The organism is Phaeobacter sp. CECT 5382 (genome assembly GCF_001457775.1).
Taxonomy (GTDB): domain Bacteria; phylum Pseudomonadota; class Alphaproteobacteria; order Rhodobacterales; family Rhodobacteraceae; genus Pseudophaeobacter.
This window is the reverse complement of the sequence record NZ_CYSG01000032.1, coordinates 1-16995: the sequence shown is the minus strand read 5'-3', so window position 1 is coordinate 16995 and position 16995 is coordinate 1. Positions and strand designations below refer to the sequence as shown.

The window sequence follows — 16995 nt, the reverse complement described above, 5'->3', positions numbered from 1 at the left end:
TCATCGCGCGATATGCGGATCGTCACCTGATGCGGTTCTTCCGGGGGGATGCTGCGTTCGCCATCCCGGAGCTATACAAAACTCTGGAACTGGAAAACTATTTCTACGCCATCCGCCTTCGGGCCAATCGCGTTCTTCAGGGCAAGATTGCGCATCTGCTCAAGCGCCCTGTGGGTCGTCCGCCAAAAGGCGTGAAGCGCATCTACGGCGACTTCCAATATCAGGCGGCATCTTGGGACAAACCTCGTCGTGTCATCGCCAAGGTGGAATGGCATCCCAGCGAGTTGTTCCCGCGCGTGGGCTTCGTGGTCACCAACATGCCGATGGAACCCGACTGGATCATCCGCTTCTACAACCAACGCGGCACCGCCGAGCAATACATCAAGGAAGGCAAGCAGGCGATCAACTGGACCCGTTTGTCCTGCAAAGGCATGGCGCAGAACGAGGTGCGGCTGCAACTCCATGCACTGGCTTACAATATCGGTGCCTTCCTACAGGGCACTGATCTACCTGATGAGATAGCCGACTGGTCACTGACAAGCCTGCAGACGCGATTGATCAAGATTGGTGCGAGGGTTGTGCGTCACGCCCGTGCAATCACCTTCCAACTGGCCGAGGTGGCTGTCAGCGGCGATCTGTTCAACCGCATCCTTGCGGCCATACATCGGCTGCGCGCACCGCCGGTTCCCTAATGACAACATCGTTAATCATAAAACCTGAACAAAAGCGGCTCAACCGGTCTATCCATACGGGGGTCGGTCAGACCAATATCCGGATCAACCTCGCCCCCGAGACCGGAAATCGGGCGCAGTTCGCGCGTCAGATGCCCGAACAACGGCACCATGGGTGCAAGAGGCTTGATAGGAGCGCAGAACAGCGGCAAGGTGGGCGGGAGGACGTTCTACTTGGGGAATGTCAGCTAAGTAATTTCGTTTTCAACCAAGGAGTCTTCTTGCTTTTCGCTCCAATATTTCTGGTACTCAGGGCCGTGGCTTTCAGGTTGTTGCCCCTTTTCGGGTTTGGCCATCATGATCGGCAAAGGGGCGGGTAAATCGGGGCCGACGATGATCGCTTCCCCCTGTGACAGAGATGGGATGAAAGCAGCGGCGCTACGATCAAGATCACCGCATGCCCTTTCGATGGTTTCCCGGTCCCGATCATTGGTCAGCCGATGAACAAACAGTGTTCCAAGCTGGCTGAGAACATCTTGTGGTACATCTCTGGGGCGCTGGGTCGCAATCACGGTTGTCAGCCCATACTTCCTACCCTCCTTTGCAATCAGGCCAAACGCATCGAGGCTAACGTTGTTAAGTTCATCACCGACTGTCCGGCCAATGAATTGGTGCGCTTCATCCAAGCAGCAAACGAGCGGGTTCTGGCGAAACTGGCCTCGCCGTGCAAGTCCGAGCAGGTATCGCCCCAGTGCATTCAAAAGCAATTCTCTGGTGTTGTGCTTGAAGCTTACCTTCTCGAAGGAAAGTACCATTGCTTTGGCATTTGGATCGTCTAAGAAACGCGCAATCTCTCGACAAATGTCCCGACCATTATCTGAGAACAGACAGGCCAATTCGGGAGAGGTCAAAAAGGTTTCAATGCGAATGATCAGTGAGTTGCAGTATCCAACTGCATTGCTGTCGAGTTGACCATATTTCGATGCATCATTGTTATGTACTGGCCGCACACACTCGTTTCGCACCTGCCGTGACAGAGCGCTAAAATCGAACCCGCATGTTTCAACGGCCAGCTCGTCTGCCAGCATCAATTCAGCTTGACCAAATGCGAGGCGGCTCTGATTTGCTTTTTCAATGGTCCCTTGCTCTTCTAAGACGACATGCCCAACAGGATCATCGCCCCTACGAATTACCACAGTTCGCCTGGAACCGTTCTGCTCGACGGGGAACCGTTCCGCATGAGCCGTCAAGACCTGCGCCATGCGAAGGCTTTTTGTTGCACTACGGAGAGCTGGTCCCTGACTTTGACCGGTCGGAGTGAGTAGCGCGTGTAGGTCCAGTTCTGATAAATTTTCGCTTGGAAACCGCACCAACGGCTGATCTCCATTCCCAGCTTCGCCGAAAGAGTACTGCCACGCGCCAGCCACTTTGCCTGTGAATTCTCCGGTAGGATCGAACAGGATACATTTCCCACCGATCCGTACGATTTCATTGACGAGTCGAGAAACCGTCCAGCTCTTCCCCCCGCCTGTTGCACCAAATACTCCGCAATGACGACCGAACAATTTCTCCGGCGGAATGCTGAGAGCGGCATCGTCCAGCCCTGATAGGTGCCCCAGTTCGATGAGCAACGGTGAGCTGTCTCCCTGCACGTCGCCTTTCAAGGCATCCTTGATGGAATTGGACAGCGCCCCGCCTCGCGCGAGATAGACCCCATCACCAACCCTCGGTTGCGTGTTGATGCCGCGCGTCACTTTCCGAGTTGTCTTGCTTACGGTCGCCAACAACTGGGCGCGCCCCTGCGGCTCCACCATGGGATCTGTTTCGATCTGGTGCTCAAGGACGTCTCGTTGCCTGTCTGGAATGCCAACCTCCGTGACACGCCCTAAAATTGCACAGCGGTCGCAATCGACAAACACGAAATCGCCCACAGAACCTTTTGCCAACCCGCGTCGACCAAGGGCTGCAAGAGCATTTGGCAAGGTGAGTTCCACGGCACTTGCCGTCACCCTTGTAACCGTTCCGATGCGCTTGGACGGGTCAATCAGAGAGGAAAGTTCGGTCATGCGCCATCACCCTCGCGTAGCTTTTCAAGCCGATCCTGCAATAGTTGGCGATCCGTCTTTCCCGATATCATCGGCAAGGCGTCGGCAAGGTCTTCGAAGCGGCCGTTCAACATCGTGATGCGCGTATCGCCCTGCTGCACAAGACGGGCAATCTTGCTCTGATAAGGGCGTTGTCCAGCCAGATCGAGGTCGATCTCCTGCGCCTCTACATCGAAGAGCTTTTGATGTTCGACGAACCCGCGATCACAAAGGACAAGGCGCAGCGACAGGTTGGTTTCGATAGCTGACCAGATCGGTGCGCTGATATGATCGTCTGCGAAACCGAAGCCGGAAACGATTAAGGTCGTATCGGGTTCCCGCAAGGCGGCCTGAAGCGCGGCGAACATGTCGAGATAGGGGCTTTCGAACGCCTCCTGATACTTCGAAGACCGAGGATAAATCAGAACTGGCCTGCGGTCTTCGTTTGGGTCATCGAGGCTTCGGATCACGACTTCATCTGGGCGCCGCCTCCAATCCACCGACCCGTGCAGTTTGTAGAGGTGGAACACGCCATCAAGGTAGTCAGCCTTCGTACTGGAAGCGGCCCGCCGCACAATGTCATGGTCGAAATGGTCGCGGTTAAACCGCTGCTCTGCACTGTGGGAAAATCCGTCGATTAGAACGACGCCCAAGCGAAGGCCTGCGGTCTCGATACACAAGTCGTAATTGGTGGTGAACAGTTTCACTCGGGGCTTTTCCGGTGATCGGCGTGCGAATTTGCGAAGAAACCCGGAGTGTGCTGGAAGTTCCGTGTCGCTGCGTACGAAACCGACCTGCGCCAGAATTTCGCGCTCTGCGGTCGCCACAAACTCTTTCAGTTGCTCCAGTCTGGCGCGGTCAGGGAACGCGGTATCCTTTACAGCACGGACCTCCAGCAACTCGATGGACATCTTGCACAAGCTCAGCAGAGCCTCGATGTTCTCTTCGCCCTCGGCAGGTACATGTCCGATGACGGATTGCGCAACCGCGTTGAAATCAGCTTCTCCGCAACCGTTCTTGACCGCCTCCCACAGGTGCCACATGCTCGGTGCATTCTGCCCGCCTTCGTTCTTGGCCGAGAAGGAAGCCCCAGACCCTACGAGCACCACGACATTGGTCGAATGCAGCGAGGCCAACAGGGCCTCTTCAACCTGATCCTTGCATCCGGCCTTAGGTTTTTTTCTGGGGTCGTCAGGGTCTTCTTTCTCACTCTCCCAGCGAAGCCACTTGCCGTTGCGCGTCAACAGGCGCAGCAAGTCTTTTTTGCCTATTGGCTCACCATCCCAAAAATTCTTCAATTTTTCATCCAAAATGCAATTGTAAGGCGAGGCTATTCAATCTGAACAGGTACGTAAATCGCCCAAAAAGTTAGGCGACACCAAAAGGGGGCAGACAGCGATCGCAAGCGATTCAATGTCGGCTTTTGTTGTTAAACTTTCAAATGAGTTCTTGCTGCGAACGACCGCTCACCGCCAGCCATGTCCCGGCCAAACCACCTTGCCTACGCGCGTTGCCGTCGCCCTATGATTAGCCTATCTTCTATTCATGCAGAAATCGAGTCAGTTTCACGGCCTCTCTACGGGTGTAAAGCTTGAAAAACAGGCGCGATCCATCCTCAAACAGATCCATGCAATGGCGAAAGCTGATGCGCATGAATTTGGTCTGCGTCATGAAGAACATTCCGGCGTCGAACCAATGCTTTTGGCGCTGTCGATGGAATTTGCGCTGAAGGCTTGGTTTGTTTGGGATCACAACACACTCAAGACCAAGAGAATCCATGATCTTTTGAAGCTGTTCGAGCTACTTGGCGACACAAGTAAGGAACGTCTTGATCGCGAATTCAGGAAAAATGTGGCACCGCACCACCCAGATTTCTTAAGATCGGACTATGGGATCAGAGATGTGCTATGCCAGCATGCCAACGCTTTCGTTGAATGGCGATACATTCATGAAAAGCGAGAGCACGGGATATCATTCAACTTCACCACCTTCGTCGCAACGTTGGAAATGGTACTGGATGAATTCGCAACGCTGTATCGGTCAGAGTTGATCAGCCCGCAACGCGAAGTCCCGCCTCGGACTTAACCACCTTTGCTTGCGATCGTCGGGCAGGCACCACGAAAGCCGGCTTTCCGCCTCCACCTGATGATCCAATCTGGCATACTCCGCAGTTCCCATTTCGCTGCTTTATCTGCGGCTTTCCAAAGGTCACCCGAGGGAGTAGGCATCCCACTCATCAAAGGTTTGGGACAGATTATGGCGCAAAAGGCCACCATTTACAAAGTTGAGCTCTCGGTCTCGGACATGGATCGTCATTACTATGAAACCCACAAACTCACTGTGGCCAAACATCCGTCTGAGACAGATGAACGGCTGATGGTGCGGCTTGTTGCTTTTGCGCTCAATGCCCATGAGCATCTGGAAATGACCAAGGGGCTGTCAACGGATGATGAGCCGGATATCTGGCAAAAAAGTCTGAGCGGCGAGCTTGATGTCTGGGTGGCGCTGGGGCTTCCAAGCGAGAAAGTGATGCGGCAATCTTGCGGCAAGGCAAGCAAGGTGATCGTCTATCCTTATGGCGGCCGAACGGCAGAGGTGTGGTGGGACAAGGTCAAGAACAGTACCACCCGATTTGATAATCTTCAGGTGGTGAGCTTTCCCGAGGCAGACACGGCTGCATTGGCCAAGCTGGCAAGTCGCGCGATGAAAATGCAGGTCAATGTCCAGGATGGCGAAGTGATGGTCAGCGCTGAAGAGGGAATTGTCTACGTGACCCCGACAGAATGGAAGGGGGCCGCGTAACCTTTGGTGCCTGTCTCAAAGATGGTTCAAAGGAAGACAGGTACGCCGCCGCGCCGTCAGCCCGTCGGTTATAAAATCTTGCGATGAGGTGTAATTATGCCTGCCAAAAGGCGCAGCGATCGCTGTGCGCGGCAGTTCACCTCAATTTGGTTTTGGGCAGCGGTCGGGAACCCTGAGATATTCCGGGCCCCGACATCTGCATAACATAACAGGATGGTTTGGTTTATAGGCTGTCCTCCTTTGGGGATGGCTTGGGTGTCGGAAACTGCCATGGTCAGCGTCCTTGACGGATGTGAGCGCGTGTAGAGGGTCTCGGGGCTCAAATTCAGGCGGCTTGCGCCTGTCGATCATCGCGTGTGAGATTGATCAAATCTCGCAGCGCGCTGCTTCTTAGCGATGATCATTGAATATCTTGCTTTGCTCAGCCGATGTGGCCGATGGAACCTAACGCCTCCTTTCTGCATGCAAGAGGTTTTACCGAGACGGCTGCGTAATGCTGCACATCTATCTTGTTCAGCAGATGAATACGTTCGGGGTGGGACGGAAACCGAGTTATCAAATAACCATGCTGTCAGATCTCACTGTCGGCTTAGATGCCCGCAGGGCAATCGTGGCTGCACGCACGTCAGGTGCGTGCGGCATTTGAGGCCTGAGGCTGCTGGCAACGGTTCGCATGCTCACCTCTAACAGGGCTGCCACAACCGGGATGCACGGCGGCGTTGGGCCTGTACAATATTGGTGAACCCGCCCGCGACGAATCGATTTCTCACTTAACCACGCTCTTAGAGCTTCCAATTAATCGGTTTTCTGATATTGCGTGTTGCACAGATGCACAGCTTCCGAACTCCGTAAGAGCGATTTCGGTACCTTGAAAAAGAAAGTTCTGTGTGGCGGCAAGAGTTCTCCTTTGCCTTTAATATGACTTTTCTGATATTTATCAATGTATTGCAGGGCATTTTGCGCCCCTATCGGATCGTTTGTCCGTGGGCGGAAATATTTTCTACATTTTATTTTTGGCCAAAAAACGGTGGTTGTCGGATCGATTTTGATGGGTAGTTTCTGGGTCTCAAGCGAAGGCTGATCGCCGGAAAATACCCGGCAGAACGCAGAAACTTCTTCGTTAAACAGGCAATTGGCCAACCTTATCATTGACTGAGCCGGATCCCGGCAAAGGTGAAAAGGTCCCGGCCACCAAAGAGGCAAAGACCGTGATTAAAGTTCAGACGTAACGCAGCAGACACACAGCAGGTCGTAGAATCTGCACCAGGAGAAACCTGATGACAGGTGGCTCCACCAAATAAACCAACAAATCAATATCGCGGCCTTCGGGCAGCGTCGGAGGTTTTCCGGCGGGCGGTATCCTTATGTGAAAAGGACAGAAAATGCCGAGTTTTTCGGAGGGCATCGTATTGCCTGCACCATCGCGGGCTGACCGCAAAATTCAAAACGTCTCGAAGTGGCACTGCACGGTGCATACTGTTCGTGGCAGGGGCGCAGGAACCCGCATGCAGGGAGAAAGCAAGCTGGAAGCGGATCATCAGGCGCTTCAGTATGCCCAGCCCGATGTCGCGGATGTAGTCGAGCAAGCTCTTTTCAAGTTCGGCTGGCGCGATGAAAAACGGCATGTCTTCGACATGCTGGTCACAAAGACGAATGGCGAACGGGTCGCATGTACCGTCAAGCCAACATCACGGCTTCATTCCAAAGATTTCCTCAGCAAGATGGAAGTCGTCGCCTGGTGGGTTCAGAAGAAAGAATTTGCCTCTTCTGTACGGCTTTTGACCGAAGCTGACATCGACCAGGTTGCCCTGCACAATGCGAACCTGAATGCGGCAGTGCATGACAGCGATCCCGAGGCGGAAAATGCCGTACGGGCCATCGCTTGCCACCTCGGGGGCGCGATCACAATCAAAACCCTCACCGATGAGGTCGGTCTCAAGGAACGCGGCTATCGTGCGATCCTCCGGCTGATTTCGAAGCGCGAGCTTCAGTCCCTACGCCACGAGCGCACAACCCCTCAAACTCTTATCCAATGGAAAGGCTTTCAGTCATGAACGCGATCGTCGACAACAAACATTTTGTGAACCCAGCCAGTGTTAAATCCGGTTTTCGGATCGATCAGGCTGACCGTTTGACTATCAACGGCAAACATTTCGATTTCGCGGGGCAGTCGGGCGACACGGTCTTCTTGCACCCATCCGATGAGCAGGGGATGACTGAACAATTCAACATGGCGAACCTTTCGAGGCTCAGTGCCGCAGGGATGGTAAAGCATGAGGTGGGGTATTACCTGCCGGATGATTTGAAGCCTTCGCCGCTGGCAAAAGCCGTTACGTTCAAGCCTTCGGACTTGGATGAGAAACAGCGGAAGCGGTTTTATAATCGGTTTGTTCAGGTGAAAGCGATCGAGGATATGGTATCTGAGGGACTTATTCTCCCGCGAACGTCGGATATCGAGGCTTCTCTTCAGCAAATCGAATCCCGTGCATCTGCCTATTTGAAGCAAGAAGTTACGGAGCGGGATATGTTGAATCACGCCTTGGAACATCAACAACTGCCGCAATCGGTTGCGAAGTCAGTGCGCAAAAGTCGCGGCGGTGGCAACAGGAGTATTGTTGAGCTCTATACCCCGGATTATTTGCGCAAGCTTTACAAGCAGTACCAAAAACACGGGCTGTCTGCTTTGGCAGATTCAATGTCCAAGTGTGGAAATTCGACAAGCGGGCTCGGTCCGGATGTGCAGGCACTTTTGATGTCAACGATCCGGTCCAGCTATCTGACTCCGGAACGCAAAACGCTGAAGGCAACCTTTGTCGACGTCCAGCGAGCGTTCAAAAAAGAGAATGAACAAAGGGACGAAAATGGCGGGGTGCAACTCCTTACTCCTGGAAGGGACGCCATCCGTAGGGCCATCAAAAAGCTTGACCCCTTCCGGGTTATGGTGGCTCGCCGTGGACGTGAGTATGCGATCAAGAAGCTGCGTCCGGTCAATAAGGGGCTGGAGGTATCACGCCCCGGTGAACGTGTTGAAATGGATGAGTGGTGCATCGACCTGCAGTCGATCATCCATTCCGCCAACCTGATGGAATTCTTTGGCGCTGAACTGGTCGATCTCATCGGGCTCAATAACGAAACCGACCGTTGGTGGCTTGTTCTCGCAATTGATTGCCGCACCAAGGTCATCTTGGGCATGAAGTTAACACGGAACCCTTGCGCCAGCGCAGCACAGGAATGCCTGCGCATGATTGTGAGCGACAAGGGGGCCTGGGCAGATGAGACGGGTGCACTCTCCCCATGGTCGATGGCAGTTAAGCCGGAGAGCTTGGTAACGGACAACGGTCCGGCTTTCAAATCGGAAGCGTTTACAAATTGCTGCCTCGACTTGCGCATCCAGGCCTTGCGGACACATGCGGGTGTGCCCGGTATGCGCGGCACCGGGGAGCGGATTTTCGGCACTTTGAGTACTGACTTGATGCCCCGCCTGGTCGGACGCACATTCTCGAACTCAATCGAACGCGGCGACTATAAGTCGGAAGGTAGGGCTTGCCTGGATGCCGAGGATGTTGCTTTTGTTTTGGTTCGCTGGGTTGTCGATATCTACCATAATTCGCCGCACAGCAGTCTTGGTGGGCGCACGCCATTGGAGCAGTGGACCGAGGACATGGAAGACGGCAACTTCCCACTGAGCGCTTTGCCGGATCGCAACGCCAAGCGACTGGCCTTTGGCAAACGCTTTGAGCGCAAGGTTTCGCAAGAAGGTGTTGTGCTCATGGGGGTCCGTTACCAGAGCCCCGAGCTTGCGATGTACTTCATGGGGCGGCAGCCGAAGCTGGTGACCATCCGCTGGGACCCGGAAGATATTGGCGCAATCAGCGTCTATATTGATGGGGCATGGCATGTCGTGCCGTCAGCACATGACCGCTTCGAGGGGATGCATTTTCATGATTGGGTGAAAGTCCGCCGGGCGCTGCGTGCCAAGTCCGCAGGGCGCAAAGCATGGAACCAGGAAGTCGTGTTCAACGCAATTGATCAGATTGAAGGCATGGTCAAGGATCGCGCGCTGGCGTTCAAGGTCATTGATACGACGATCAGCGACAAGCAGTTTGAGAAGATTGAGGCAGACCTCTTTTCGTCGTTCCGCATGGATGACACGCAGCGGCTGGTCGACGACGGTGAAGGGCCTGGGCGTGTTATTTCGCCGCGTGCGCCGGACTCTGATATCGCTCCCAAGGGGGGTAATGCACCTGCGAATTCGGCCGTGGTGAACCCCTCGCTTGATGTGGTGCAGGATGTGGACAAGGCAGGAACCGCCGACACGATGCGCAAGCCTGGGCCTGCTATGGCGAAGTTTGGTTTGCCGCCCAAACGCCAGGGTTGATACGGCCTGTTCCTTCAACCTCATAGGCCCTCGCTGTCATAAGCAGTGGGGGCTTTTTTTGTTGCGACAAAGACAAAGTTCTTACGACAGCACAAATCCGACATCTGACTGTGTATCATACTGTCGGCAAAAAGGGCGGGTAGCGGTCATTTGTTGCGAAATCAATGGATGGCCGTGATGCGTGGAGAGCTTACGGAGTTGCGGCAATATCAATCTGCTTTTTTCGTGGCCTTATCCTGGGCGCTATCGAACATATCTGTTGTCGAAGGGACGCCAAGTATCATCGCCTTGACCCGATGATCGGCCTTCCCCAGCTGCCGAACGATAGCGCCGTGGTAGTCAGCGACCTGTTTCGTAACGTAGTCGTCCAGGTGCTGGAAGGGTTGACGTTGATTGCAGAAGGCGAAGGATTTTTGCCATCCATAAATACGCTTACCTAAAGACTCTAAAGTGGCACTCTGTGAGTGTTTGGAGTTAAGGGAGGTTCCCTTCGTGAGCGCCTCCTTTATTGCGGTTTTGGAAGATGCAAGCGTCTCCCGGACGCCTTCCTTAATGTTGTCGATAGATTTCGCGCTGGGAACGCACCGCTTGGGCTGAAGTGTGCAGCCAAGGAAGTTAATGGATTTACTACACTCCCCTTGCGCGGCCTTTTCAGGGCCATCTGCGGGCGTATAGAGACCGAAACCAAAATCTGTAAGGGTTTTCTCAGCATAAGCTTTGGCGGCGTCGATCGACGAAGGGTCTGCACTCACCATCAAAATGTCGTCGATGTATCTCACCGACGTCACGCCCATGGTGTTTAGCGTTTGATCCATGTCGTAGAGCAGAACGTTTCCCGCGAAGGCGGATAGGGAAGATCCTTGGGCTACGCCGATGCCCCCCTTCGGAAACAGGTGCGTGTAGCCAACAAGCTCATCTTCATTCCCCAAGTGAACCTCAAGAGCCTTGGCGAACAGCTCAACGAATGCTTCATCGCAGGTTTCACGCCGAACGAAGTCAATCACCTTGTCTGTCGGAATCTTGGTGAAGAAGGCCCGGATGTCGGATTGGAAGTAGAATTTTGCACCGCCGTCAATCGCGGTAATGATTGTCTCGATGGCGGGGCGAACTCCGCCATGAGGATAGATCAGCCCTCCAACTCCAAACTTGGATCGGTTGACGTCGTTGATACGCCCCAGTCTGTCGTCTCTAACGGTCTCATATCGTGTGTTTGGGTCGCGCAGGTCACGCGCCTGCCGTGGTTGTAGAACCTGTAGGATTGCCCGCTGCACGACACGGTTCTGGATGGTGGATATTGCGATGGGCCGTGGCTCTTTACCTGCGGAAAGACGCTTGCGCTTGTCCTTCAAGACACCCTCGACAGGATCAAATAATAGCTTACCAGTGCGCAGTTGACCGATAATGCGCCTAAGGTGCCGCTGGTGAGCATGCTCGAACTCGGAGGCTTTGCCGCGAATATCGGCGTTGCCCGAGGTCAAAGCGCTGCGCTTCACGTGTCTCCAAGCTGAGAAGATGTTTTGTTCGCTTCTTACTTCTTCAAATAGTGTCTTCGCCATGTTCTTCGCTCGGGCCCTCCGCTCATACAAACCCGACCGTTGACGGACGCCCATCCTCTGCGCACGGCATGGCCGCTACGACAGACACCTCCGCGGCAACAGCCACCTTGGCGAGGTCTCCGTGGCGCACGATCCGCATGGACAGGTCCAGCTTCACGTCGGACGCCATGGCAACCATGGACGCTGCGGCGAGCGCGATCAAGATTCCGCGCGCACCGGTAAGCCAGCTCAGGCGAGCCGGTTTTTCGGGGCAAGTTCACACATTTCTCCACCTTCCACCTTATCAGGTTTTTAGCAATGTCAAGCGCGTTTCGCCCCGGCCATGCCCGCCGCTTTGAATGCTTATCTGCTGCTTGGAGGCCGCCAAAAGACGGAGCATTCACAGCTTCAAAGCCAACGGTCAGGCTTCGCCCATCCTCTGCGCACGGCATGGCCGCTACGACAGACACCTCCGCGGCAACAGCCACCTTGGCGAGGTCTCCGTGGCGCACGATCCGCATGGACAGGTCCAGCTTCACGTCGGACGCCATGGCAACCATGGACGCTGCGGCGAGCGCGATCAAGATTCCGCGCGCACCGGTAAGCCAGCTCAGGCGAGCCGGTTTTTCGGGGCAAGTTCACACATTTCTCCACCTTCCACCTTATCAGGTTTTTAGCAATGTCAAGCGCGTTTCGCCCCGGCCATGCCCGCCGCTTTGAATGCTTATCTGCTGCTTGGAGGCCGCCAAAAGACGGAGCATTCACAGCTTCAAAGCCAACGGTCAGGCTTCGCCCATCCTCTGCGCACGGCATGGCCGCTACGACAGACACCTCCGCGGCAACAGCCACCTTGGCGAGGTCTCCGTGGCGCACGATCCGCATGGACAGGTCCAGCTTCACGTCGGACGCCATGGCAACCATGGACATATGATATATAGTGGTGACGCGACGCCCTCCGTTCAAGAGCGACCATATGGTTTTCAGCTAAAGAATAACGAACTGGTTAGACATCAAAGGCTTGAATGCGTCTTTTTCGATGCTCGTCATGAACGACCTGTATGGGCCGCGAGTTAAAGTCCAAATTCCATAGCGGATAGAAACTCTTCAAAACCCTCAGAAGCCTCGGCTTTCTTGAAGGCTTCATTTAGCACGAATAGAGCAGCTATCATTAGCTGGGTATCTCGGTTGTTGTCGTGTTTCTTGTCCCCGTGAAACAAGTTGTTTCGTGCCGTTTTAATACTTTGAAAGAGGCTTGCTGCATCGTTCGGAGTATGCGGTGCCCCCGACCAGTCTACGCCACCATCATCTGTTGCAACGAGATGATCTGGAGGAGCCTCAAAGTAGACTTTGGCTTGGTCGGCTTCACGCATCGATTGAAAGAAATCCTCTGGAAGGCTCCCTGCAAAAGTGCGCCAAGCAGCGTCAGGATATTGGGTTCGGCGAAACCCACCCCGCTTCATAGCATACTCAAATCGACTGAAGACAGCGAATAGATCATAGCCGGGCTGTGACAGCCGAGGTCCAAAATAGTCTTCAAGCGTCATCCTGATACCTCATGAAAGTACGTTGCAGAAGTCTATCTAATCCTTCAAAATCAGTCACGGCAGTTCCGTCGCATTCAGCAATTGCGTATTGGCGCGCGCTGCATCGTAGTACTTTACCCAGGAGCGGAGCTCGGCTTGGGCCGTTCGTGAAGTTTAACCAAGGGTCACCATCCCACCTTGCAGAGCCTAACGTTTGCGAGCCATCACTTGGTCAATTGAGGGATGAAATCCGCAATGGATGTTGTTGTGGCATTTAGAGGGCCTGTTGCAGAGCCAACAAACCAAAACTCTTCTCACCAGTACACGTGCGTGAGATAAAAATCAGCCCCGCCGCGCTTTTTTTCTTCGTGCTTTTGGAAACTGGCCAATGTTCTCGTTGAAGCCAAAAAGCGGCTGGCGTGCAGGTGCAGAGATCGGAAAATCTCACAAATTTGCAAATGCAGAAGAATTTCTGAGATTGGCTGCGGGTGGGTTGCAAGTAATTGATTTAATTCCTCTATTTTGCACTGGTGCGAGCGGCTTTAGCGTTTTCCTACCTGCGAGCCGCAAAAAATCCCATGCCGCCGGGTATGGCGCGTTTCCGCAGTGAGAACATCGAACGCACATTCCGAATACGAACCGGTCACAGGCCTTTGAAACGGCTACCGGCTAACTGCAACTCCTTCTTTTCGGAGAACCTCAAAATGACACGTGAAAATCTCGCGATGCCCGTCAGCACATCAATCGCAATCCAGTTTTCAGGAGCACAGCCCATGGACGATACACCCAACCCCGCTGCGCAGATCCAGAAACTGCGCAAAATCCATATTCCCACCGAACGCGACCATCAGCTCAAGAAGCACATCTACCGCCTGTTCGAAGTCGATAGTGAGGGGCAGCAAACAGCACAGCCTTGTCGTTACACAGCAGGTCAGGAAACCCGCGGGGTCATCCTGATTGAGGAACCCGGGGGAGGCAAAACAACCGCCGTCCGTACAATTCTTCAGGAAGCTCAGTTCCTGGCGCGGAATCCCAAGACAGGCGCGCCGAGATACCTCGAAATTCAGGTCCCAAGTCCTGCGACTTTGAAAAGCGTCGGCCTGACCATTGCGGGGGCCTTGGGGATCGACCACTTTTCCCCTAACGCGAAGGTATGGGAGATTTGGGCTACCGTTAAGCAAAGGCTCGGGGCTGCCGGGATCAGTGTGCTTTGGCTTGATGAAGCACAAGACCTGATCATGTCACGCACAGCCAATGAAGTTGAGGAGTCCTTGCGGATGATCAAGTCGCTCATGCAGGGAGACAACGCTGTTATTCCGATCTTGAGCGGGACGCAGCGCTTGTCTGAAGTCGCCGCATTTGATCCTCAGGTCTCGCGGCGTTTCACGAAGATCATGCCGTCCAATCTGCAGCATGGCGTGGATGAGGCGGGGCTGTTCGCTGTGGTCGAGTATTACTGCGAAGAGGTTTCGATCGAGGCGCGTGTGGATGCTGATGTGATGGCGCGCTTGATTACCGCAAGCCGTCACCGTTTTGGCCGTGGGATCGATACAATCATCAATGCCATCGAATGCGCGCTGTGGGACGGTGATACGATCCTGACGATTGATCACTTCGCCGAGGCATGGGCCATGCAAGAGGGCTGCGATCCGGGCGAGAATGTCTTTCTGAGTGATCACTGGCTATCGATCCAGCTCGACTCTGGTGCAGCGGAATACGATGAAGCGCGCACTAAGCGGCAAATGAAAAAGCTGGAGCGGGTTTGAACTTATGACCATGCTTCCAGCCTTGTTCCCATACACTGATGAAACGACTGTTTCTTGGTGCTCCCGTGTGGCCCGTTTTCATACCAATTTGGCCTGCCCAAATTTTCTGAAAATGATGGAAATTTCACAGGCAGATGTCATGGGCTTGAAACCTCAAGCAGTGGAGCGCCTATCAAATCTGACCGGCGTTCCGAGTGCTCAGATATTGGCCTGTGGGCCCCAGTATGCTGGGGATCATATGTTGACCTACAAAGATGAAACCTTTGGCACCAAGTTTATGACGCGCAATCATACCACATACTGCCCAGCGTGTTTGCTTGATGACAGAACCGAAGAGCCAAATGGCGAGAGGGTAGGGCGCTTGTCTTGGATGTTCGCTCCCGTTCGTGTGTGCCCGCGCCATGGCATTTTCCTCTCGCAGCGCAAAAGCGCCGGATATCCCGGGCGCTTTCAGGATATGAATATAGTTGCGCCATCCGATCAGGATCTTGCTGCGCAGGTTGAGGCTGCCGATGAAGCTTCGGTGTCGGGGCTGCAGCGCTATGTCGTTGATCGGCTGTCCGGAAAATCAGGTCCCTGTTGGTTGGATGCCCAGGATGTCGATCAGGCCGCAAAGGCTTGTCAACGATTGGGTCTTCATCGGATTCATGGAGTCTTCGCAAGCATAAGCAGTATGACGACCCAGCAGTTGAACGAGGCGGAGGCCGCTGGCTTTGAGGCGGCATCTCGGGGGCTGGACGGAATTTACAGCATCTTGGACGAAATCGTGCAGGATGCAACGAAGGAAAACCGTTTCGGTGGCGTGCGTACTGCTTTGGGTGAAATCTATATTTCATTGCGGTCTAACATTTCAAATCGGGATGCAGGCCCCCTCAAGGATGTTGTTCGGGACTTTATCATCGAGCACTTGCCTGTTCAGCCCGGCTCGGAATTGTTGGATGGCAAAGTAGCAGATCGGAAGCGCCACACCGTGGCGAGCCTGTCCAAAGTTAGCGGTATCCACCAAATGACGTTGAACAGGGCGCTGCTCCAAGCAGGGGTGATCGCGGAAGGGGATCCTGAGCAGATCGAAACCAGGCGGACCTTTGATGCGGTTGAAGGTGAAGCGCTTGCCCACAGGATCAGTAACTCTACGCCGACGAAATCGATTCCAGATTACTTGAACTGCAACCGTACACAGGCGCAAATGATGGTCAGAACTGGGATCCTGAAGAAGCTGTCGAACGATCCGTCCATCAAGTCTGGAGTGATGACGAATATTGCCAACGATGACCTTGATGATTTTCTGGTTCGCTTTCGTGCTGCAGGCAAGCCCGTGCAGGAGCCGAGCGCAGGCATGGTAAATACCATCGAGGCCTCGGAAATTGCCCGGGTGCCCGTTGCAGACATCGTTCGGCTTGTCTTGGACGGACGGCTCGCCACCGTCGAAACCGTCTGTGAAGAATTGCGGTTCCGCTCGGTTTTCGTCTGCCCGGAGGAAATCCGGCCTGCTACGCAAGAGGTGATTTCCGAGCGGGGTATGTCTGCCAAGGAGGTGGCAGCCAAATTGGGGCTACAGCTGCTGGCAATTGACCATCTACGAACGAAAACTGATCTGGACGGGCAACCGTTTCTCAAAGGGATAAAAGTCGCCAACGCCCGGGGTACGATCCGGTATTGTTACGCCAAGGAGGACGTGGACAAGTTTTGTTCGAAATATGTCACTCTTCAAGAGCTTGCCGATAACGCAGGCACCAGTACGAAATCGGTTTCCGTCAAACTGAGTAAGCTGGGTGTCCAGCCGATTATGGAACGGTATATTTTGAGAGCGAAGGTTTTCCGTCGCGCTGATCTATAATCACCATTTCTTAAGATGACTTACAGGCCGCCCTTTGGGCGGCTTTTTTTGTGCATAATTGACCGAGATCCCCCTGATTTCGGTGGCAAAACTTGGACCGATCACGTGGCAATGGCGGCCGCCGTTTTTAGACGTCCAGTTTTAGGGGTAAGTTAAGTCATTGAATAATATAATGTTATTGAGGTGGTTGAAACTGGCGTGGCATAACTATGCCAGCATCGACATGTTGTAACGTGTTCTTACTATCAATTCATGGCCACCGGCCGGGTTAGAATGGCCATTTTGCAAGCATAAGAAGTCTATCGGGCGGAAACGCCCGATTTTCTTGTTTTTGGCCCCTGAAGGGCTTTGTTGCACAAATCGGTTTCTGAGGGGACTTCCCCTTTCCCCGGACGGAAT

The 16995-nt window shown here is 54.0% G+C and carries 13 protein-coding genes; 8 read left to right on the top strand and 5 right to left on the bottom strand.

The window, feature by feature from the left end:
- The coding region (locus PH5382_RS18775; protein ID WP_156414925.1) for an IS1380 family transposase at window positions 1-692 on the top strand (692 nt) is incomplete at its 5' end.
- Between the two features lie 11 nt (window positions 693-703).
- On the opposite strand, the gene PH5382_RS19860 is transcribed toward PH5382_RS18775, so the two are convergent.
- The 3 genes from PH5382_RS19860 to PH5382_RS18765 form a co-directional block, all read right to left on the bottom strand.
- On the bottom strand, window positions 704-844 hold the full coding sequence (locus PH5382_RS19860) for a hypothetical protein (protein WP_156414924.1): 141 nt from the start codon (window positions 842-844) through the stop codon (window positions 704-706).
- 75 nt (window positions 845-919) lie between these two features.
- Window positions 920-2737, bottom strand: coding sequence for an ATP-binding protein (locus tag PH5382_RS20225; RefSeq protein WP_058335918.1), 1818 nt, complete (start codon window positions 2735-2737; stop codon window positions 920-922).
- The gene (locus PH5382_RS18765; RefSeq protein ID WP_197410081.1) at window positions 2734-4065 is read right to left on the bottom strand and encodes an SIR2 family protein; all 1332 of its coding nucleotides are present in this window, start codon (window positions 4063-4065) and stop codon (window positions 2734-2736) included. The genes PH5382_RS20225 and PH5382_RS18765 overlap by 4 nt, the downstream gene beginning before the upstream one ends.
- 235 nt (window positions 4066-4300) lie before the next feature.
- Between PH5382_RS18765 and PH5382_RS18760 the strand changes: the two genes are divergently transcribed.
- From PH5382_RS18760 to PH5382_RS18745, 4 genes are all read left to right on the top strand, one after another.
- Window positions 4301-4840 carry a hypothetical protein gene (locus PH5382_RS18760; RefSeq protein WP_058335917.1) on the top strand — a complete coding sequence of 180 codons (540 nt, stop codon included), beginning with the start codon at window positions 4301-4303 and terminating at the stop codon, window positions 4838-4840.
- Window positions 4841-5011: 171 nt separating this feature from the next.
- Complete coding sequence (locus PH5382_RS18755) at window positions 5012-5557, top strand: YaeQ family protein (protein WP_058335916.1); 546 nt, start codon at window positions 5012-5014, stop codon at window positions 5555-5557.
- A gap of 1382 nt (window positions 5558-6939) precedes the next feature.
- Entirely contained in the window at window positions 6940-7611 is a 672-nt protein-coding gene (locus PH5382_RS20075; protein WP_197410080.1) for a hypothetical protein, read from the top strand.
- The gene (locus PH5382_RS18745) at window positions 7608-9935 is read left to right on the top strand and encodes a Mu transposase C-terminal domain-containing protein (protein ID WP_058335914.1); all 2328 of its coding nucleotides are present in this window, start codon (window positions 7608-7610) and stop codon (window positions 9933-9935) included. Before PH5382_RS20075 ends, PH5382_RS18745 begins: the two co-directional genes overlap by 4 nt.
- 209 nt (window positions 9936-10144) lie before the next feature.
- Here PH5382_RS18745 and PH5382_RS18740 read toward each other — a convergent pair whose 3' ends face one another.
- Together PH5382_RS18740 and PH5382_RS18735 are read right to left on the bottom strand one after the other, a co-directional pair.
- Window positions 10145-11491 (bottom strand): reverse transcriptase domain-containing protein, encoded by a 1347-nt coding sequence (locus tag PH5382_RS18740; RefSeq protein ID WP_058335913.1) that lies wholly within the window; start codon window positions 11489-11491, stop codon window positions 10145-10147.
- Between the two features lie 1049 nt (window positions 11492-12540).
- Window positions 12541-13014 (bottom strand): hypothetical protein, encoded by a 474-nt coding sequence (locus PH5382_RS18735; protein ID WP_058335912.1) that lies wholly within the window; start codon window positions 13012-13014, stop codon window positions 12541-12543.
- A 367-nt stretch (window positions 13015-13381) separates the two neighbouring features.
- Here PH5382_RS18735 and PH5382_RS18730 point away from each other — a divergent pair, with 367 nt between their 5' ends.
- From PH5382_RS18730 to PH5382_RS18720, 3 genes are all read left to right on the top strand, one after another.
- Window positions 13382-13603 carry a hypothetical protein gene (locus PH5382_RS18730; RefSeq protein WP_058335911.1) on the top strand — a complete coding sequence of 74 codons (222 nt, stop codon included), beginning with the start codon at window positions 13382-13384 and terminating at the stop codon, window positions 13601-13603.
- Window positions 13604-13766: 163 nt separating this feature from the next.
- Window positions 13767-14759: a TniB family NTP-binding protein gene (locus tag PH5382_RS18725; protein ID WP_058335919.1), complete on the top strand. Its 993-nt coding sequence runs from the start codon at window positions 13767-13769 to the stop codon at window positions 14757-14759.
- Window positions 14760-14763: 4 nt separating this feature from the next.
- The gene (locus PH5382_RS18720; protein ID WP_058335910.1) at window positions 14764-16596 is read left to right on the top strand and encodes a TniQ family protein; all 1833 of its coding nucleotides are present in this window, start codon (window positions 14764-14766) and stop codon (window positions 16594-16596) included.
- Window positions 16597-16995 lie beyond the last annotated feature (399 nt).